At 72.3% G+C, this 17,845-nt stretch carries 16 protein-coding genes; 6 read left to right on the top strand and 10 right to left on the bottom strand.

All coding sequences use genetic code 11. The features are described from left to right. Position 1: 1 nt before the first annotated feature. The 3 genes from ACOKGD_RS11135 to ACOKGD_RS11125 are packed head-to-tail and all read left to right on the top strand — an operon-like array spanning position 2 to position 2,856. Positions 2–403, top strand: a complete 402-nt coding sequence (locus ACOKGD_RS11135) for a cytidine deaminase (protein WP_342337391.1) — start codon at positions 2–4, stop codon at positions 401–403. Beyond that, positions 400–1,701, top strand: coding sequence for a thymidine phosphorylase (locus ACOKGD_RS11130; RefSeq protein ID WP_342337390.1), 1,302 nt, complete (start codon positions 400–402; stop codon positions 1,699–1,701). Before ACOKGD_RS11135 ends, ACOKGD_RS11130 begins: the two co-directional genes overlap by 4 nt. Positions 1,702–1,743: 42 nt before the next feature. Beyond that, positions 1,744–2,856, top strand: coding sequence for an adenosine deaminase (locus ACOKGD_RS11125; protein WP_342337389.1), 1,113 nt, complete (start codon positions 1,744–1,746; stop codon positions 2,854–2,856). An 87-nt stretch (positions 2,857–2,943) separates the two neighbouring features. Here the strand turns inward: ACOKGD_RS11125 and ACOKGD_RS11120 are convergent, their stop codons facing one another. The 5 genes from ACOKGD_RS11120 to ACOKGD_RS11100 all read right to left on the bottom strand — a co-directional run bounded on the left by ACOKGD_RS11120 (position 2,944) and on the right by ACOKGD_RS11100 (position 8,593). Continuing rightward, positions 2,944–4,098 carry a mannitol-1-phosphate 5-dehydrogenase gene (locus tag ACOKGD_RS11120; protein ID WP_342337388.1) on the bottom strand — a complete coding sequence of 385 codons (1,155 nt, stop codon included), beginning with the start codon at positions 4,096–4,098 and terminating at the stop codon, positions 2,944–2,946. Between the two features lie 37 nt (positions 4,099–4,135). After that, positions 4,136–6,232, bottom strand: a complete 2,097-nt coding sequence (locus ACOKGD_RS11115; RefSeq protein WP_342337387.1) for a PTS mannitol transporter subunit IICBA — start codon at positions 6,230–6,232, stop codon at positions 4,136–4,138. A gap of 80 nt (positions 6,233–6,312) precedes the next feature. Further along, positions 6,313–7,923, bottom strand: coding sequence for a phosphoenolpyruvate--protein phosphotransferase (ptsP, locus tag ACOKGD_RS11110; protein WP_421355125.1), 1,611 nt, complete (start codon positions 7,921–7,923; stop codon positions 6,313–6,315). A gap of 67 nt (positions 7,924–7,990) precedes the next feature. Continuing rightward, positions 7,991–8,260, bottom strand: a complete 270-nt coding sequence (locus ACOKGD_RS11105; RefSeq protein ID WP_342337385.1) for an HPr family phosphocarrier protein — start codon at positions 8,258–8,260, stop codon at positions 7,991–7,993. Between the two features lie 15 nt (positions 8,261–8,275). Beyond that, complete coding sequence (locus ACOKGD_RS11100) at positions 8,276–8,593, bottom strand: PTS sugar transporter subunit IIB (protein WP_342337384.1); 318 nt, start codon at positions 8,591–8,593, stop codon at positions 8,276–8,278. A 184-nt stretch (positions 8,594–8,777) separates the two neighbouring features. Here ACOKGD_RS11100 and ACOKGD_RS11095 point away from each other — a divergent pair, with 184 nt between their 5' ends. Then, the gene (locus tag ACOKGD_RS11095) at positions 8,778–10,706 is read left to right on the top strand and encodes a BglG family transcription antiterminator (protein WP_342337383.1); all 1,929 of its coding nucleotides are present in this window, start codon (positions 8,778–8,780) and stop codon (positions 10,704–10,706) included. Here the strand turns inward: ACOKGD_RS11095 and ACOKGD_RS11090 are convergent. Then, complete coding sequence (locus ACOKGD_RS11090) at positions 10,703–10,948, bottom strand: HPr family phosphocarrier protein (protein WP_342337382.1); 246 nt, start codon at positions 10,946–10,948, stop codon at positions 10,703–10,705. The genes ACOKGD_RS11095 and ACOKGD_RS11090 overlap by 4 nt on opposite strands. Before the next feature lie 113 nt (positions 10,949–11,061). Here ACOKGD_RS11090 and ACOKGD_RS11085 point away from each other — a divergent pair, with 113 nt between their 5' ends. After that, positions 11,062–11,466 (top strand): aldehyde dehydrogenase, encoded by a 405-nt coding sequence (locus tag ACOKGD_RS11085; protein ID WP_342337381.1) that lies wholly within the window; start codon positions 11,062–11,064, stop codon positions 11,464–11,466. A gap of 33 nt (positions 11,467–11,499) precedes the next feature. On the opposite strand, the gene ACOKGD_RS11080 is transcribed toward ACOKGD_RS11085, so the two are convergent. From ACOKGD_RS11080 to ACOKGD_RS11070, 3 genes are all read right to left on the bottom strand, one after another. Further along, the gene (locus ACOKGD_RS11080; protein ID WP_342337380.1) at positions 11,500–11,748 is read right to left on the bottom strand and encodes a hypothetical protein; all 249 of its coding nucleotides are present in this window, start codon (positions 11,746–11,748) and stop codon (positions 11,500–11,502) included. 93 nt (positions 11,749–11,841) lie between these two features. Next, positions 11,842–13,524 carry a phospho-sugar mutase gene (locus ACOKGD_RS11075; RefSeq protein ID WP_342337379.1) on the bottom strand — a complete coding sequence of 561 codons (1,683 nt, stop codon included), beginning with the start codon at positions 13,522–13,524 and terminating at the stop codon, positions 11,842–11,844. Then, positions 13,521–14,345 (bottom strand): purine-nucleoside phosphorylase, encoded by an 825-nt coding sequence (locus ACOKGD_RS11070; RefSeq protein ID WP_342337378.1) that lies wholly within the window; start codon positions 14,343–14,345, stop codon positions 13,521–13,523. Before ACOKGD_RS11070 ends, ACOKGD_RS11075 begins: the two co-directional genes overlap by 4 nt. A 115-nt stretch (positions 14,346–14,460) precedes the next feature. On the opposite strand from ACOKGD_RS11070, the gene ACOKGD_RS11065 reads away from it, so the two are divergent. Then, positions 14,461–15,894 carry an NAD(P)H-quinone dehydrogenase gene (locus ACOKGD_RS11065; protein ID WP_342337377.1) on the top strand — a complete coding sequence of 478 codons (1,434 nt, stop codon included), beginning with the start codon at positions 14,461–14,463 and terminating at the stop codon, positions 15,892–15,894. A gap of 70 nt (positions 15,895–15,964) precedes the next feature. Here ACOKGD_RS11065 and ACOKGD_RS11060 read toward each other — a convergent pair whose 3' ends face one another. Continuing rightward, positions 15,965–17,734: an acetyl/propionyl/methylcrotonyl-CoA carboxylase subunit alpha gene (locus tag ACOKGD_RS11060; RefSeq protein ID WP_342337376.1), complete on the bottom strand. Its 1,770-nt coding sequence runs from the start codon at positions 17,732–17,734 to the stop codon at positions 15,965–15,967. Positions 17,735–17,845: the final 111 nt, after the last annotated feature.

Genomic DNA, 17,845 nt, shown 5'->3' with positions numbered 1-17,845 from the left:
GATGACCGATATCGACTGGGACAGCCTGCGCGCCGTCGCCACCGAGGCGATGGAGCACGCGTACGCGCCGTACTCGCACTTCAAGGTGGGCGCCGCGGCGCTGGTGTCCGACGGCCGGATCGTGTCCGGATGCAACGTCGAGAACGCCGCCTACGGCGTGACGCTCTGCGCCGAGTGCGGTCTGGTCTCGGAGCTGCACCGCTCGGGCGGCGGGCGCCTGGTGGCGTTCGTGTGCGTCGACCAGCACGGCGCGACCCTGATGCCCTGCGGCCGCTGCCGCCAGCTGCTGTCCGAGCACGCCCTTCCGGGGATGCTCCTCGAGACCGTCTCGGGGATCCGCACGATCGACGAGGTGCTGCCGGATGCCTTCGGCCCGCGCAACCTCGAGGAGGCAGGACGATGAGCACCGCACCGCAGGTCGAACCCTTCGACGCCGTCGACGTCATCCGCGCCAAGCGCGACGGCGGCCGGGTCGAGGAGGACGCCCTCCGCTGGATGGTCGACGCCTACACGCGCGAGTACGTCGCCGATTCGCAGATGGCGGCGTTCGCGATGGCCGTGCTGCTCAACGGCATGGACCGCGACGAGATCCGGGTGATGACCGACGCGATGATCGCCTCGGGCGAGCGCATGAGCTTCGCCGGTCTCGGCAAGCCCACGGTCGACAAGCACTCCACGGGCGGGGTGGGCGACAAGATCACCCTGCCGCTGGCCCCGCTGGTGGCGGCGTTCGGCGTGGCCGTGCCGCAGCTGTCGGGCCGCGGTCTCGGGCACACGGGCGGCACGCTCGACAAGCTGGAGTCGATCCCGGGCTGGCGGGCCGCGCTGTCGAACGACGAGATGACCGTCCAGCTGCGCGACGTCGGCGCTGTCATCTGCGCCGCCGGATCGGGGCTGGCCCCGGCCGATAAGCGCCTCTATGCCCTGCGCGACGTCACGGGGACGGTCGAGGCGATCCCGCTGATCGCGTCGAGCATCATGTCCAAGAAGATCGCCGAGGGCACCGACGCGCTGGTCCTCGACGTGAAGTTCGGATCGGGCGCGTTCATGCGCGACTACGACCGCGCGCGCGAGCTGGCGCAGACCATGGTCGCGCTCGGCACCGACTCGGGGGTGCGGACCACGGCCCTCCTGACCGACATGAACACGCCCCTCGGGCTCGCCATCGGCAACGCCAACGAGGTGCGCGAGTCGGTGGAGGTGCTCGCCGGCGGCGGGCCCGCCGATGTGGTCGAGCTCACCGTCGCCCTCGCCCGCGAGATGCTCGCCCTGGCGGGGCAGCCGGACGCCGACGTCGAGGAGGCCCTCCGCGACGGACGCGCGATGGACGCGTGGCGACGGATGATCCTGGCGCAGGACGGCGACCCCGACGCGCCCCTGCCCGCCCCCGCCGAGACCCACACCGTGACGGCGCCGGCCGACGGCTACGTCACCCGTCTCGACGCGTACGGCTTCGGCGTCGCGGCCTGGCGCCTCGGTGCGGGCCGCGCCCGCGCGGCCGATCCGGTGCTGCACTCGGCGGGCATCGACCTGCACGCCAAGCCCGGCGACCGTGTCACGGCGGGGCAGCCGCTGTTCACCCTCGGCGGCCCCGACGACACCCGCTTCGCCCGCGCCCTCGAGTCGCTCGAGGGGGCGTGGGAGCTCGGCGCCGCCGCGCCCGAGGTCGGGACGATTGTGCGCGAGCGCATCTCGGCGTGATCCTGAACTGAGCCCGACCCACCCCGACGCGAGGAGCGCACCATGATCGATCCGTTCGGAGACGCCCGCGTGGAGGGTGTGTCGATCCGCAGTCTGCCCAAGGTCTCGCTGCACGACCACCTCGACGGCGCGCTGCGCCCCGACACGATCGTCGAGTTGGCGGAGGCCGCCGGCATCGACCTCCCGGAGACGGACCCGACGCGCCTGGCCGGGTGGTTCGGTCGCCAGAGCGAGACGGGATCCCTCGAGAAGTACCTCGAGACGTTCGCCGTCACCACCTCGGTCATGCAGACCCGCGAGGGCCTGGTGCGGGTGGCGCGCGAGTACGTGCAGGACATCGCCGAGGACGGCGTGGTGTACGGCGAGGTGCGCTGGGCGCCCGAGCAGCACACGGCAGGCGGGCTGAGCCTCGAGGAGGCCGTCGAGGCCGTCCAGGAGGGCATCGAGGAGGGCGAGGACGAGGCGTCGGACGCGGGCCGCAGCATCCGCGTCGGCCAGCTGCTCACCGCCATGCGCCAGAACGGCCGCTCGCCCGAGATCGCGCGCCTGGCCGTGGACTTCCGCGACGAGGGCGTGGTGGGCTTCGACCTCGCCGGCCCGGAGGAGGGCTTCCCCGCGTCGCGCCACCGCGAGGCGATCGACATCGTCGGCGCCGCGTTCCTGCCCACGACCATCCACGCCGGAGAGGGCGCGGGGCTCGACTCGATCCGCTCGGCGCTGCTCGACGGCCGCGCGCTGCGCCTCGGCCACGGCGTCCGCATCGCCGAGGACCTCGAGGTCGTCGGCAACAAGGGCGAGGAGGTGCGGGTGCGCTTCGGCGACCTCGCCCGCTGGGTGCGCGATCGCGAGATCCCGCTCGAGCTGTCGCCCTCGTCCAACATGCAGACCGGCGCCGTCGCGCAGTGGGGCTCGCAGCTCGAGGACCACCCCTTCGACCTGCTGTACCAGCTCGGCTTCGCCGTCACCGTCAACACCGACAACCGCCTGATGAGCCGCACCTCGCTCACCCGCGAGCTCTCGCAGCTCGTCGCGGCCTTCGGCTACGGTCTCGACGACATCGAGACGTTCCAGCTCAACGCCGCCGCGGCCGCGTTCCTGCCCGTCGAGGAGCGCGAGGAGCTCATCGAGCTCATCGGCGAGGGCTTCGAGGACTGATCCTCCCGCGCATCGCGCGAGACGGCCCGGACGTCCACGGCGTGATGCCGCCGGACGTCCGGGCCGTCTGTGTTCGCGCGCGCCGTCTCAGCCGGCGGCGGGAGCGTCCGCCACCGTCTGGCGGATGCGCGGGTACAGCGGGTGGGTCTCCTCGAGCCTCGTCACCTGCGTGGTGAAGGCGTCCGGGTCGAGCTCGCGGCGCAGGCGCTGCAATTCGACCGACTGCTCGTCGTCGGGCTCATCGAACACGAGCGCGGCGCCGATGGCCGCGAGCAGGCCGTCGACAGGGAGGCCGCGCTCGGCGGCCTCGGCGGCGGGGCCCACGAAGCGCTCGTGACGCGACAGCTTGCGCAGCGGCTGGCGCCCCACGCGGCCCACCGTGTCGGGCAGGGCCGGGTTGCGGAAGCGGCCGAGGATGGTCGCACGGTACTCGGCCAGGTCGGCCGGATCGAACCCGTGCTTGGCCGCGAGCAGCGCCGAGGTCTCCTCGAGGGCGGCGGCGACGCCCGCGGCCACGTCGGCGTCGGCCAGCGCGTCCGAGATCTTCTCGAGCCCCGCGCGGGCGCCGAGGTACGCCGCCGTCGCGTGGCCCGTGTTGACGGTGAAGAGCTTGCGCTCGATGTACGGAGCGAGGTCGTCGACGAAGTGCGCCCCCGGGATCGACGGGGGAGTGTCGCCGAACGGCGGACGCTCGATCGCCCACTCGAAGAACGGCTCGACGGTCACGTCGATCCCGTGCCCCTCGGGCTGGCCCGGCACGATCCGGTCCACCGCCGTGTTGGCGAACACGGCACGGGTGGCGAGGGCATCCCAGCGCTCTCCGGCCGCGTCGAGCATGTGGTCACGCAGGGTGTCGGTCGCACCGATCGCGTTCTCGCAGGCCATGACCTGCAGCGGCGGCAGCGAGGGGTCGCGCAGTGCGAGACCCGCCACGATGTGCGGCGCGATGAAGCGCAGTACGGTCGGGCCGACGGCGGTGGTGACGACGTCCGCCGTCGCCACCTCCGCCGCCACGCCCTCGGGGTCGGCCGCGCTGTCGATCGCGCGGAACCCCGAGACGACCCGGTCGCGGCCCCCCTCGCCGACCTCGTGCACCGTGTACTCGGTGGCGGCGTTGATCGCATCGACCAGCGCCGTGGCCACGTCCGAGAACACCACCTCGTACCCGCCCTCGTGAAGCAGGAGCCCCACGAAGCCGCGTCCGATGTTGCCCGCGCCGAAGTGAACAGCCTTCCGGGTCATGTCTTACCTCTTTCGTCCTGTCGGATCGGGGTCCGGGTCAGTCCTCGTTGACGGCCTTGAACAGCGCGTACAGCTCCTCCGGCGTCTCCGCCTTCTTCAGCTGCTCGACCTGCTCGTCGTCCGAGAACAGCAGCGCCACGTTCTGCAGCAGCGTCAGGTGCTCGTCGCCCTTGCCGGCGATGCCGACCACGAAGGTGACGTCGTCGCCGTCCCAGTCGACCCCGCCGTCGTAGCGGACGATCGTGAGCGCGGAGCCGAGGATGGCCTCCTTGGCCTCGTTCGTGCCGTGCGGGATGGCGAGCTCGTTGCCCATGAACGTCGACACCGTCTCCTCGCGGGCCAGCATCGCGTCGTAGTAGGCGCCGGTCACGGCACCCGCCGACTCGAGGAGGGTCGCCGCCTCGCGGATCGCCTCGTCACGCGAGACCGAACCCGAGTGGATCCGGACGTTGCCGGGGGTGAGCACCCGGTCGCCGTCGCCGATGCCGTGCTCGGTCTCGGCGACCGCGGCCGCGCGGGCCTCGGCACGCGTCGCGGGCGCACCGCCCACGCCGTCCGGAGCCGGCGGGACCGGCTGCGCCGCGGCGTCGACCGACGAGGCCGCGCGCTGCTGGAGCACCATGTCCACGACCTCGTCGTACTTCGGCGAGTTCATGAAGTTGTCGACCGAGACGTGCAGGGCGCTCGTGGCCCGCTGCTTCGCGCGATCGGTCAGCTGCTGCTGCGTGATCACGAGATCGGCGGATCCGTTGAGGTTGGCGATCGCCTTGTTGGTCACGTCGATGTCCGTGATGCCGGCGGCCTTGAACTTGTTGCGGAGGACGCTGGCGCCCATCGCCGACGAGCCCATGCCGGCGTCGCAGGCGAAGACGACCTTCTGCACGGCGCGGGCCGGGGCCAGCGTCGCGACGCCGCCCGCGGCCAGGCCGCTGAGCGCCGAAGACGACTTGCCCTTGTTCGCGGCGGTCTGCGCCACCGCGGCCGAGAAGCTGTCGCCGCCCGCGGCGTCGGCCGCGAGGTCGCGCTTGCGCGAGGCCAGCAGGATCGGGGTCGCCACGGCGAACGTGACCGCCGCCGACAGGATCACCGACAGGATGACGCCGACGTAGCTGTCGTTCGCCGTCTGGAACAGCACCGCGATGATGCTGCCCGGGGCGGCGGGGGCGCGCAGGCCGGACTGGAAGAGCACGTTGGTCGTGACACCCGTGGCGCCACCGGCGATGACCGCGAGCAGCAGGGCCGGCTTCATCAGCACGTACGGGAAGTAGACCTCGTGGATGCCGCCGAGGAACTGGATGATCGCGGCACCCGGGGCGGTGGCGCGCGCGGCGCCGACACCGAAGAAGGTGAAGGCGAGCAGGACGCCGAGGCCGGGACCGGGGTTGGCCTCGAGCAGGAACAGGATCGACTTGCCGGCGCTCTCCGACTCGGCCAGGCCGAGCGGCGTCAGCACGCCGTGGTTGATCGCGTTGTTGAGGAAGAAGACCTTCGCGGGCTCGATCAGGATGCTGGTGAGCGGCAGCAGGCCGTTCTCGACCAGCCAGCCGACCGCGCCGGAGAGGATCGACATGAACCAGTTGATGATCGGGGCGAGGACGTAGAACCCGAGGACGCCGAGGCCGAAGCCCGCGATGCCCGCCGAGAACATGTTGACCAGCATCTCGAAGCCGGCGCGGATCCTGCCCTCCCACAGCCGGTCGAGGTGCTTCATGATCCACGCGGCGAGCGGGCCCATGATCATCGCGCCGATGAACATGTGCACCTGGCCGAGCGGGCTCTCGCCCTCGGGCAGCGCGGCGTTGAACTCGGCGATGAGGAAGTCGGATCCGGCGATCACACCGAACACGGCGATGGCCGAGACGACCGCGCCGCGGTCCTGGTAGACCATCCGGCCCGCCTGGACGGCGATGAGGATGGGCAGCAGGTAGTGGATCATCGGGCTGACCATGGTGGCCAGGGCCGCGTTGGGCGTCCAGCCCACGTCGATCACGAATGCGGTGAGGATTCCCCACGCGATGAGGGCGGGGATGTTGGGCATGATCATGCCCGACATGAAGGTGCCGACCTTCTGGATGCCGACCCGGAGACCGCCGCCTCGGGTCTTCGGTTCTGCTGCGGCTGACGTCGTCGTCATTGCAACGCCTTTCTTGGTGTTCAGGTGTTGGGTGTTCGGGTATTCGGTTCGGGTGTTCGGTGCGGGTGGAGGGGAGGCGATCAGAGGCCCGCGGCGGCCTGGGCGGCCGAGCGGGCGCCCGCGGCGTCGTCGGCGTCGAGGGCGGCCTGCGCGATGCGCTTCGCGTCGTCGAGCGTGAAGCGCCCGAGCGAGAACCGCACGTCCGCCAGGGCGGCGGGTGCCATCGAGAGGGTCGTGGCGCCGAGGCCCACGAGCACCACGGCCAGCAGCGGGTCGGCGGCGGCCTCGCCGCAGATGCCGACCGGCTTGCCGTTCGCGGTGCCGGCCGACCCGACGTACTCGATGAGCTTCAGGACCGCGGGGTGCCACGGATCCTGCAGCGTCGCGACCGAGCCGAGCAGGCGATCGGCCGCCATCGTGTACTGCGTGAGGTCGTTGGTGCCGATCGAGGCGAAGTCGGCGTGCTGGAGCACGCGGTCGGCCAGCAGCGCCACGGCGGGCACCTCGACCATCACGCCCGCGACCTTGATGCCGAGCTCGCGCGCGAGCTCCGTGAAGTACGTGGTCTCGTCGACCGTGGCGACCATCGGCGCCATGACCCACAGGTCCGCCCCGGCCTCGGCGTTCGCCTGCGCGAGCGCGGTGAGCTGATCGCGCAGGATCTGCTCGCTCACCCGGAGCGCGCGGATGCCGCGCAGTCCCAGGGCGGGGTTCTCCTCGGGCGCGTCGTTGAGGAAGGGGAGGGGCTTGTCGGCCCCCGCGTCCAGCACGCGCACCACCACCTTCTTCCCCGCGAACGCGGTGAGCAGCGTGGTGTACTCGGCCTGCTGCGCCTCGACGGTCGGCGCCTCCTTGGAGCTCAGGAAGAGGAACTCGGTGCGGAACAGTCCCACGCCCTCGGCGCCCAGGGCCAGCGCCTCGGCCGCGCCCTTCGACGAGCCGAGGTTGGCGAGCAGGGGCACCACCGTGCCGTCCGCGAGCGCGCCCGGGGTGACGGGCGCGGCCTCCGCGGCCGCGCGCTCGGCCGAGCGCCGATCGGCGTCGGCCACCTCGTCCGCCGACGGCGCGGTGGTGATCCTCCCGACGGACGCATCGACGATGACGGTGTCGCCGTCCGCGAGGGACGCGGCTCCCGCGGCGCCGACGACGGCGACGATCCCCTTCTCGCGGGCGAGGATCGCCGTGTGCGAGGTGGGGCCGCCATCGGTGGTCACCAGGGCGATCACGCGGTTGGGTGACTCCGGGTCGAGGTCGAGCAGCGCCGTGTCGGCGGGCGCGAGATCCGGGGCAACCAGCACGAACGGGTGCCCGGGGGTGGGGACGCCCGGCGCGGGCTCGCCGCGCAGGTGCGCGATCACACGGGCCGCGACGTCCTCGAGGTCCGCGGCGCGCTCGCCGAGGTAGCCGCCGACCGCCTCGAGCGTCGCGCGGAACTCGGCGAAGGCGTCGTGCACGGCGAACTCGGCGGTCTTCCCCGCGTCGAGGCGAGCCTGCACGGCCTCCTCGAGCGTGGGGTCCTCGGCCATCATGGCCTGCGCCTCGAGCACGTCGCGGGCCGCCCCGCCCGCCGCCTCGGCGCGGTCGTTCAGCTCGGTCGCGACGGCGCCGACGGCCTCGCGCACGCGCGCGGCCTCATCGGACGCGTCGCGTGCGCTCTGCTCGTCCTTCGGTGCCGGCGGACGCTCGGCCATGCGGGCCACGGGGCCCTGCGCGACGCCGAGGCCGATGCCGACGCCGGAGATGGTCTCGCTCACGAGGTCAGGAGGCGTCGTGGTCGAGGGAGAGCAGGTGCTCGAGCGAGTCCAGCACCGCGTCGGCGCCGTCGCCCGTCGCCTCCAGCGTGACCTCGTCGCCCTGCTCGATGCCGAGGGCGATCACTCCGAGGATGCTCGCGGCGTTGACGGGCTTGCCGTCTCCCTTGGCGATCGTGACGGGGATCCCGGAGTCCTTGGCCGCCTGTGCGAACAGCTTCGCGGGGCGGGCGTGCAGGCCGTGAGACGAGCCGATCTGAACGGTGCGCGTTGACATGGGAGGTTCCCTTCCTCAGTGCTGGATGGAGGTCGTGCCGGCGGTCGCGAGCGCGAGCGCCCGGGATCCGTCGGGGTCGTTGCGGAAGATGTCGTCCGGCAGCAGCGCGACGCGCACGTCGCGGTCCTCGGCGAGGCGGGTGATCTCCTCGATCCGGTGGACGTGATGCGGGCCCACGAGCACCACGTCGGCCGTCTCGATGTCGACGGCGAGCGAGGCCTCGGATCCGGCCGTCGCGGTGAGGGGGACGCCGGCGTCTCGGGCGGCGCGACGGAGGCGCTGAGCGACGAAGGTGCTGGACGCACCCGCTCCGCACACCACGAGGATCCTCATCGATCGCACACTTTCCCTGTCGCAGACGGACGTGGATGTCCGCTCTGCTCGATCCTGTCCGTCGCCTGTGAGCCGCGCAAGGAGGGTTCTTTCCGCCCCCGAGGAAAGTCCGGTCGCCGTCGGCGCGCTGACGCGGACGCGCGGATCCGCCCCGGGCGCGGGCCCGCATGGTTGACTTTCCGGTATGACGAGGACACGGCAGGATCGGGTGCTCGGCATCCTGATCCGTCGTGGCGAGTGGATGACGGCGGCGACCCTGGCCGATCAGCTCGGCGTGACGCCGCGCAGCATCCGCTCCTACGTCACCGCCGCCAACGCGCGCGTGCCCGGGGCGGAGGCGATCGAGTCCGGCCCGGCCGGCTATCGCGCCACCGCCGCCGCGTCCTCCGCGCTGCGCGCCGGCGCGGAGGGCGAGACCGGGACGCCGCGCGAGCGCCTGCACGCGCTGGTGCGCGCCCTGCTCGATGACGGATCCGGCGTCGACGTGCACACCACCGCCGACCGGATGCACGTCAGCTCCGCCACCCTGGAGGCCGACCTCGGCCGGGTGCGGGCGCTGCTGAACGGCACCGAGCTCTCGCTCGCGCGCTCGGGATCCGTTGTGCGGCTGACCGGCTCCGAGCTCGCGCAGCGGCGCCTCGTGAGCCGCCTCGCCCACGACGAGATGGACGAGGGGGCGTTCGACCTCGAGGCGCTGCGTCGCGCCGCCGACGCCGTCGCGATCCCCTCCGACGCGCTCGGGGCCTTCAAATCCGACCTCGTGGCCCGGCTCGGAGAGCTCGGGTACTTCGTGAACGAGTTCGCCGCCGCCGATGTTGTGCTCCACATCGCCATCGCGGCCGACCGGGTGGCCCTCGGCCGTGCCCTCGAGGGAGTGCACGGCGACCCCGAGCCCGTCCGCGCTCGCCTGGCGGATCTGGTCGGCGAGCTCACGAGCCGCCACTTCGGCGTCGACCTCGGCCAGGGCGACCGGCTCCACCTCGCCGCGCTCGTGCTCACCCGGATCGTTGTGCCCGGCTCGCGGGAGGAGCCGGCGATCGCGCCGGATCCGCTGATCCTGTCGGCCGTGCGGGTCGCCGTCGAGCGCGCCGCGGCCTCGTACCTCGTCGACATCGCGCACGACGACTTCATCGATCGCCTGGCGCTGCACGTGCAGAACCTGGTGCACCGCGCGCGGGAGCAGGCGTGGTCGCGGAACCCGCTCACGCGCACGCTGAAGTCGGCTTATCCGATGATCTTCGACGTGGCGGTGTCGATCGCGAGCGAGCTGGCGGTGACGCTCGCCGTGCCGATCCACGACGACGAGATCGCCTACATCGCCATGCACGTCGGGGGGCGCCTGGAGCGCAGCCGTCGCGCCGAGACGATGCTCACCGCGACCATCGTCTGCCCCGGCTACTACGAGCTGCAGGAGCTGCTGCGCTCGAGCATCGATCGCTCGCTCGGGCGGGCGATCGAGGTCATCGGCGTCGAGACCCGCGTCGATCCCGACTGGGACCTGCTCGACTCGGACCTCGTGCTCACCACCATCGAGCCGCCCGTGCGGGTGGCGGGGTCCGACCGGATGGTGCGGATCCAGCCCTTCCTGAGCGACTCGGACGTCGAGCGCGTCGCGGCCGCCGCGAGCCGCGTGCGCCGCTCGCGTCGGCTCGGTCGCCTGCGGGCCGAGCTCGACCGCTGGTTCACCCCCGGCGCCTTCCTGCGGGGGATCGACCTCTCCCGCGGTGCCGAGGGCACGATCCGCGACCTCGGCGACCTCCTCGTCGCCCAGGGGGTCATCGACCACGGCTACGTCGAGAGCGCGATCGAGCGGGAGCGCCTCTCATCGACGGCGTTCACCGACACCCTGGCGGTGCCGCACGCGCTGAAGATGACGGCGACGCGCACGGCCATCGCGCTCGGAGTCAGCGAGACACCCGTCGCCTGGGGCGACGCGCGCGTGAACGTCGTCGCGCTGGTCGCCTTCAGCGAGAGCGACCGCCCCGCCTTCCAGACCGTGTTCGAGCAGTTGGTCGAGGTGTTCGGCGAGCCCGACAGCGCGCAGCGCCTGGTGCGCCGCGGCGTCGACCTCTCGTCGTTCCTCGACGAGCTCGCGGCCGTGATCGACGGCTAGAGCAGCCGCGCCGCCACATCGAGGGCCGCCGGGGCATCGGGGCCGTCGGCCTCGAGCACGACCTCCTCGCCGTGTCCGAGCGTGAGCGCCATCACCGACAGGATGCTCGCGGCGTCCACCGTCACCCCGCCCGCGATGATCCGGATGCCGCCGGGGTGAGCCTGCGCGACGCGCACCAGCTCGGCCGCGGGCCGCGCATGGAGCCCGGCGGCCCCGCTGATCCTGACCCCGCGTCGCGCCATGCGCCCAGGGTAGCCTCCGGCGTCGACGCGACTCCCGGCGCACCCCTGTTCAGCGCGCCGCGCCGGTCGTAGCATTTCGGCACGACCCGCACCCGACCCGAGAGGACACGCCCATGGGAATGATGATGGAGATGATGGAGTCCATGCCCGAGGCCCAGACGATGGGCATGGACATGACGATGATGCAGGAGTGCCTGGAGGCGTGCTCCGCGGTCAGCATGTGCGCCACCATGTGCGCCGATGCCGACATGGGCGAGGGCATGGGCCGATGTGCCGTGATGTGCAGCAACATGGCCGACGTCGCGTCGACCACGATGCGCATGATGATGCGCCCGTCCGGCTACGACATGGGCGTGATGCGGGCGATGATGTCGGCCTGCATGACCATGGGCGAGGCCTGCGCCGCCGAGTGCCGGATGCACGCCGAGATGTCGGAGCACTGCCGCATCTGCATGATGGCCTGCGACGCGATGGTCGCCTCGCTGCGCAAGATGACCGATTCGATGTCGATGGCCTGAGGCCGCGGCCTCACCGGGGCGGCCGGATCCGCGTCAGCTGCGGCGGGCGCGGATCAGCCGGCCGCCGACCGAGAGCACCTCGGCGACCGGGTGGAAGGCCACCGGCTCGCCGGGGGCCACCGCGGCGTGGGCCTCGAGGGACACGAGCTCGCCGGCGATCGTGCTGATCAGCAGGCCCTGAGCGTCCGCGCACATCACGAGCGCGTCGATCCACGCGCTCGGCCAGGCCGAGACGACGGCGCGCTGCACGGGCAGCACCTCCTGGGTCGTCTTGTCGCTCATGCCTCCACGGTAGGCACCGCCCGCCGGGCGTGTCATCCCGCCCGTCACACGCCGCAACACCCCGTGCGGGGTGCCGCGGCGGTGCGGTGAGGCTCAGCCGAGGCGGGCGAGGAGGTCGCGGACGGCCTGCTCGGCGGCGGCGAGCCGCGCGGCCGAGTCCTCGGCCGTGTCGCCGCGCACGTCGAGGTACACCTTGAGCTTCGGCTCGGTGCCGCTCGGGCGGACGATGACGCGCGACCCGTCCGAGAGCGCGTACCGCAGCACGTCGCCGCCGAGCCCGGCCGGATCCTGCAGCAGGTCGGTCGCCTCCTCGACCGCGACGTCCCCGAAGGCGGCCGGCGGATCCAGGCGCAGGGCCGCCATGATCCGCGCGATGATCGAGACGTCGTCGACGCGCACCGAGACCTGGCCCGAGGCGTAGTAGCCGATCTCGGCGGTGAGCTCGTCGAGCAGGTCGGCGACGGTCCTGCCCCGTCCGCGCGCTTCGGCCGCGAGCTGCAGGAACGCGATGGAGGCCGAGATGCCGTCCTTGTCGCGCACGGTCTCGGGGTTCACGAGGTACCCGAGGGCCTCCTCGAAGCCGAACACCAGTCCGGGGGCGCGAGAGATCCACTTGAAGCCGGTGAGCGTCTCGTGGAAGGCCAGGCCGTGCGCCCGGGCGATCGCGCCGAGACCCGGCGACGACACCAGCGAGCAGGCGAGCGAGGCACCCCGGCGCCCGGAGGCCGCGCGCGCGGCGCGCATCCCGAGCAGCAGGCCCACCTCGTTGCCGGTGAGGCGCCGCCAGCCCTCCTCACGGGAGGGGTCGGGGATCGCGACCGCGAGCCGATCGGCGTCCGGATCCTGCGCGATGACGAGCTCGGCCTCGGCCGCGCGGGCCGTGGCGAATGCCAGGTCCATCGCGCCGGGCTCTTCGGGGTTGGGGAATGCGACGGTGGGGAAGCGGCCGTCGGGCTCGATCTGCTCGGGCACGACCGTGGGGGCGGGGTAGCCCGCCGCCTCCAGCACGCGGGCGAAGGTCTCCCAGCCCACGCCGTGCATGGCGGTGTACACCCACGGCGTCCCCTCCGCCCCGGAGGGCGCCGGTCCGACCGCGGCGGTGGCCGCGATGTACGCGTCGATCACGTCCTCGTCCGCGATCTCGTAGGCGTCCGAGCGCGGCAGATCCTGCACCGATCCCGAGCTCGCGACATGCTGGATCGCCGCGGCGATGAGGCCGTCGGACGGCGCGACGATCTGCGACCCGTGGTCGCCGCCGCCCAGGTACACCTTGTAGCCGTTGTCGTCGGGCGGGTTGTGGCTCGCCGTCACCATGACACCCGCGTCGGCGCCGAGCTGGCGCACCGCGAAGGCGAGCACGGGCGTCGGCAGGCGGCGGGGGAGCAGGATCGCGCGGAGGCCGGCGCCGGCGAACAGCTCGGCCGAGTCGGTCGCGAACACGTCGGAGTTGCGTCGGCCGTCGTAGCCGATGACGACCGTGGGGGTGGCGCCCTTCGCGCGCTCCTTCAGGAAGGCGGCGAATCCGGCCGCGGCCTGGGCGACGAGCACACGGTTCATCCGGTTGCTGCCGGCACCGAGCGCGCCGCGCAGGCCGGCCGTGCCGAACTGCAGGCGGCCGTCGAAGCGGTCCGTCAGGTCGCGGGCGGCGTCCAGATCGCCCTTCTCGGCGCGCGCGATGAGGTCGGCCAGCTCGGCGCGTGTCTCGTCATCGGGATCCTGTGCCAGCCAGGCGTGCGCCTGCTCGAGCACCGTGCCGATCGGCTGAGGCGCGCTCACAGCTGACCGATCACCCGGGCGAGAAGATCCGAGATCACCGGCTCGGCCGCGCGGCCGGCGTCGATGACCTCCTGGTGGCTGAGGGGAGTGGGGGAGATGCCGGCCGCCGGGTTGGTGATCAGCGAGAAGCCGAGCACCTCCATACCCGCCTCGCGGGCCGCGATCGCCTCGAGCGCCGTGGACATGCCGACGATGTCGCCGCCGATCGCCTTCGCCATCCGGACCTCGGCGGGCGTCTCGTAGTGCGGGCCGCGGAACTGGACGTACACACCCTCGTCGAGCGAGGGATCGACCGTGCGCGCCACGTCGCGCAGGCGCTGCGAGTACAGGTCGGTGAGGTCGATGAACGTGGCGCCCTCGAGCGGGGAGTCGGCGGTGAGGTTGATGTGGTCGCTGATCAGCACCGGGGTGCCCGGCGCCCACGACTCGCGGATGCCGCCCGCGCCGTTGGTGAGCACCATGGTGGTGGCGCCGGCCGCGGCCGCGGCGCGCACGCTGTGGACCACGCGCCGGACGCCGTGGGCCTCGTAGTAATGGGTGCGCGCGCCGATGACCAGCACGGCCTTGCCCGATGCCGTGCGCAGCGAGCGGATCGTGCCGACGTGGCCCTCGACCGCGGGCTTCGAGAAGCCGGTGACCTCGGTCGCGGGGAACTCGGCGACGGTCTCGCCGATGAGCTCGGCGGCCTTGCCCCATCCGCTTCCCAGCGTGACGGCGATGTCGTGGCGATCGACGCCCGTGAGGCGGGCGATGTCGGCTGCGGCGGTCTGCGCGACCTCGAACGGCGATGCGGGGGCGTCGAGGGGGTGTGTCAGCGTCATGGACCCACGATAGTCAGCCACCCCGCGCGCGTCCCGGGAGGGACACGTTATACCGGTGAGCCGCGCCCGGGGCGGGCGTGCCGCAGGGTGCGGGCGAGTGGGCGAGAATGGACCCATGGTCTTCGACTTCGGCAGCAGGCAGCGGATCGCGATCCTGGGCGGCGGCCCCGGCGGTTATGAGGCGGCCCTCGCGGCCGCCCAGCTCGGGGCGGAGGTCACCGTCATCGAGCGCGTCGGCATCGGCGGCTCGGCGGTCATCACCGACGTTGTGCCCTCGAAGACCCTGATCGCGACGGCCGACGCGGCGCTCGCCGTGGCCGCCGCCGGCGACCTGGGAGTGCAGTTCTACGCCAAGGGCGCGGCCGGAAAGCCCCTGAAGCCCGAGATCGCCATCAACCTGCTGGCGATCAACAAGCGCCTGCTCGCCCTGGCGGGTCAGCAGTCCGAGGACATGCGCACCGCGCTGCTCGAGGCCGGCGTGAAGATCATCGCGGGCCACGGGCGGCTCGAGGGCGGCAACGCCGTCGTCGTCTCCACCGGCCCCGACGGCACCGACTTCGACCGCATCGAGGCCGACACCATCGTCGTCTCGACCGGCGCCACGCCGCGCGAGCTTCCCAGCGCCCGCCCCGACGGCGACCGCATCCTGACGTGGAAGCAGCTGTACAACCTCACCGCCGTCCCCGAGCACCTGATCGTCGTCGGATCGGGCGTCACGGGCGCGGAGTTCGCCTCGGCCTACATGAACCTCGGCGCGAAGGTCACGCTGGTCTCCAGCCGCGACCAGGTGCTCCCGGGGGAGGACGCCGACGCGGCGAAGGTGCTGGAGAAGGTCTTCGAGCGCGGCGGCATGACGCTGCTGGCGAAGTCGCGCGCCGACAAGGTCGAGAACACCGGCGAGGGCGTCGTCGTCACGCTCGCGGACGGGCGCACCATCGAGGGCTCGCACTGCCTGATGGCGGTCGGCGCGATCCCGAACACCGCCGGCATCGGCCTCGAGGAGGCGGGCGTCCACATGACGGAGTCCGGCCACATCCAGGTCAACAAGGTCAGCCGCACCTCCGTGTCGAACATCTACGCCGTCGGAGACTGCACGACGCTGATCCCGCTCGCCTCGGTCTCGTCGATGCAGGGCCGCACGGCCGTCTTCCACGCCATGGGCGACACCGCGATCCCGCTGGATGAGCGCAAGATCGCCTCGAACATCTTCACCAGCCCCGAGATCGCCACGGTGGGCTGGATCGAGAAGCAGGTCGCCGAGCGCGTCGTCGACTGCTACGTGCACACGCTGCCGATCGTCTCGAACGCCCGCGCCAAGATGATGGGCGTGAAGGACGGCTTCGTGAAGCTGTTCGCCCGCTCGGGATCCGGCATCGTCATCGGCGGCGTCATCGTCGCGCCCAAGGCGTCCGAGCTGATCCTCACGATCTCGCTCGCCGTCGAGCGCCGCCTGACGGTCGACCAGCTGGCCCGCGCGTTCGCCGCCTACCCGTCGCTCGCCGGCTCGATCACCGACGTCGCCCGCGCCATGCACCACGTCGAGGAGTAAGACCCCCGACGAGAGAAGGCCGGATCCGCGAGGATCCGGCCTTCTCTCGTCTCACGCCGAACGCGCGGCGTTACGAGATGTGGAGCAGGGGGTGCCCCGCCGGCACCGTGGTGCCGGGGGTGGCGTCGATCTTGCCGATCACGCCGTCCTTGTGCGCCTGCAGCGGCTGCTCCATCTTCATGGCCTCGAGGACGACGACCAGGTCGCCCTTGACGACCGACTGGCCCTCCTCGACGGCGACCTTGACGATCGTGGCCTGCATGGGCGACTTCACGGCGTCGCCGGAGGCGCCGCCGGCGACGGGCGATCCGCCGTGGCTGCGCCGCGACGGCGGCACGATGGCGGGGCGACCGGCGGTGCCGGAGGCCTGCGCGATGCGGTCGGGCAGCGAGACCTCGAGGCGCTTGCCGGCGACCTCGACCACCACGGTGTGACGGTTCTCGGCCGGCTGAGGGGCCTCGAGCTCGCCGTCCCAGGCGGGGATGTCGTTGACGAACTCGGTCTCGATCCAGCGGGTGTAGACGCCGAACCGGCCCTCCGGGGCGGTGAACGCCGGGTCGCGCACGACCTTGCGGTGGAACGGCAGCACGGTGGGCAGGCCCGCGACCTCGAACTCATCGAGCGCGCGACGCGAGCGCTCGAGCGCCTCGGCGCGGTCCTTGCCGGTGACGATGATCTTCGCCAGCAGCGAGTCGAAGGCCCCGCCGACGACGTCGCCGGCGGTCACACCCGAGTCGAGACGGATGCCGGGGCCGCCGAACGTCTTGAAGACGTGGATCGGACCGGGCTGCGGCAGGAAGCCGCGCCCCGGGTCCTCGCCGTTGATGCGGAACTCGAACGAGTGGCCGGTGGGGGCCGGGTCGTCGTAGTCGATGAGGCCGCCCGCGGCGATGCGGAACTGCTCGCGCACGAGGTCGATGCCGGTGATCTCCTCGGAGACGGGGTGCTCGACCTGCAGACGCGTGTTGACCTCGAGGAACGAGATCGTGCCGTCGGCGCCGATCAGGAACTCGCAGGTGCCGGCGCCGGTGTAGCCGACCTCGCGCAGGATCGCCTTGGACGCCTCGTAGAGCGTTTTGTTCTGCTCGTCGGACAGGAACGGCGCGGGCGCCTCCTCGACGAGCTTCTGGTGACGACGCTGCAGCGAGCAGTCGCGCGTCGAGATGACGACGACGTTGCCCTCGGCATCGGCCAGGCACTGGGTCTCGACGTGGCGCGGCTTATCGAGGTACTTCTCGACGAAGCACTCGCCGCGGCCGAACGCCGCGATCGCCTCGCGCGTGGCCGACTCGAACAGCTCGGGGATCTCATCGATCGTGCGCGCGACCTTGAGGCCGCGCCCGCCGCCGCCGTAGGCCGCCTTGATGGCGATCGGCAGGCCGACCTCCTCGGCGAACGCCACGACCTCGTCGGCGGTGTCCACGGGGCCGGGCGTGCCCGGAGCCAGGGGAGCGCCGACCTTCTCGGCGACGTGACGCGCGGTCACCTTGTCGCCGAGGGCCTCGATCGCCTCGGGCGACGGGCCGATCCAGACGAGGCCCGCGCCGATCACGGCGCGCGCGAACTCGGCGTTCTCGGCGAGGAAGCCGTAGCCGGGGTGCACCGCGTCGGCACCGGAACGACGGGCGACCGCGAGGATCTTGTCGATCTTCAGATACGTGTCGGCGCTGGTGGCGCCGTCGAGCGCGTAGGCCTCGTCGGCGAGCCGCGCGTGCAGCGCGTCGCGGTCGGGGTCGGCGTAGACGGCGACGGACGAGATCCCGGAGTCGCGCGCCGCGCGGATGATGCGGACGGCGATCTCGCCGCGGTTCGCGATGAGCACCTTGGCGATGGCAGACATGGATTTCAGCCTACCGACGGCCGGGCATCCCTCTTTGAGCACCCTCGACAAGAAAACCGCGAGAACGTGTCGTGTCGTCTCCAACCGCCGCGGCTCGCGGGCCGGCGCCCG

This window comes from Microbacterium phosphatis (assembly GCF_049177115.1).
Classification (GTDB): Bacteria; Actinomycetota; Actinomycetes; order Actinomycetales; family Microbacteriaceae; genus Microbacterium; species Microbacterium phosphatis.
The sequence above is the reverse complement of the archived record's forward strand: the minus strand, read 5'-3'. Positions and strand labels throughout refer to the sequence as shown.

Coding starts and splice junctions, on each gene's coding strand:
- ACOKGD_RS11065 (WP_342337377.1), top strand. CDS start 14,461: ATGGTCTTCGACTTCGGCAGCAGGCAGCGGATCGCGATCCTGGGCGGC.
- ACOKGD_RS11080 (WP_342337380.1), bottom strand. CDS start 11,748: ATGAGCGACAAGACGACCCAGGAGGTGCTGCCCGTGCAGCGCGCCGTC.
- ACOKGD_RS11090 (WP_342337382.1), bottom strand. CDS start 10,948: ATGGCGCGACGCGGGGTCAGGATCAGCGGGGCCGCCGGGCTCCATGCG.
- ACOKGD_RS11135 (WP_342337391.1), top strand. CDS start 2: ATGACCGATATCGACTGGGACAGCCTGCGCGCCGTCGCCACCGAGGCG.
- ACOKGD_RS11125 (WP_342337389.1), top strand. CDS start 1,744: ATGATCGATCCGTTCGGAGACGCCCGCGTGGAGGGTGTGTCGATCCGC.
- ptsP (WP_421355125.1), bottom strand. CDS start 7,923: ATGGCCGAGCGTCCGCCGGCACCGAAGGACGAGCAGAGCGCACGCGAC.
- ACOKGD_RS11060 (WP_342337376.1), bottom strand. CDS start 17,734: ATGTCTGCCATCGCCAAGGTGCTCATCGCGAACCGCGGCGAGATCGCC.
- ACOKGD_RS11105 (WP_342337385.1), bottom strand. CDS start 8,260: ATGTCAACGCGCACCGTTCAGATCGGCTCGTCTCACGGCCTGCACGCC.
- ACOKGD_RS11130 (WP_342337390.1), top strand. CDS start 400: ATGAGCACCGCACCGCAGGTCGAACCCTTCGACGCCGTCGACGTCATC.
- ACOKGD_RS11120 (WP_342337388.1), bottom strand. CDS start 4,098: ATGACCCGGAAGGCTGTTCACTTCGGCGCGGGCAACATCGGACGCGGC.
- ACOKGD_RS11095 (WP_342337383.1), top strand. CDS start 8,778: ATGACGAGGACACGGCAGGATCGGGTGCTCGGCATCCTGATCCGTCGT.
- ACOKGD_RS11070 (WP_342337378.1), bottom strand. CDS start 14,345: ATGACGCTGACACACCCCCTCGACGCCCCCGCATCGCCGTTCGAGGTC.
- ACOKGD_RS11100 (WP_342337384.1), bottom strand. CDS start 8,593: ATGAGGATCCTCGTGGTGTGCGGAGCGGGTGCGTCCAGCACCTTCGTC.
- ACOKGD_RS11085 (WP_342337381.1), top strand. CDS start 11,062: ATGGGAATGATGATGGAGATGATGGAGTCCATGCCCGAGGCCCAGACG.
- ACOKGD_RS11115 (WP_342337387.1), bottom strand. CDS start 6,232: ATGACGACGACGTCAGCCGCAGCAGAACCGAAGACCCGAGGCGGCGGT.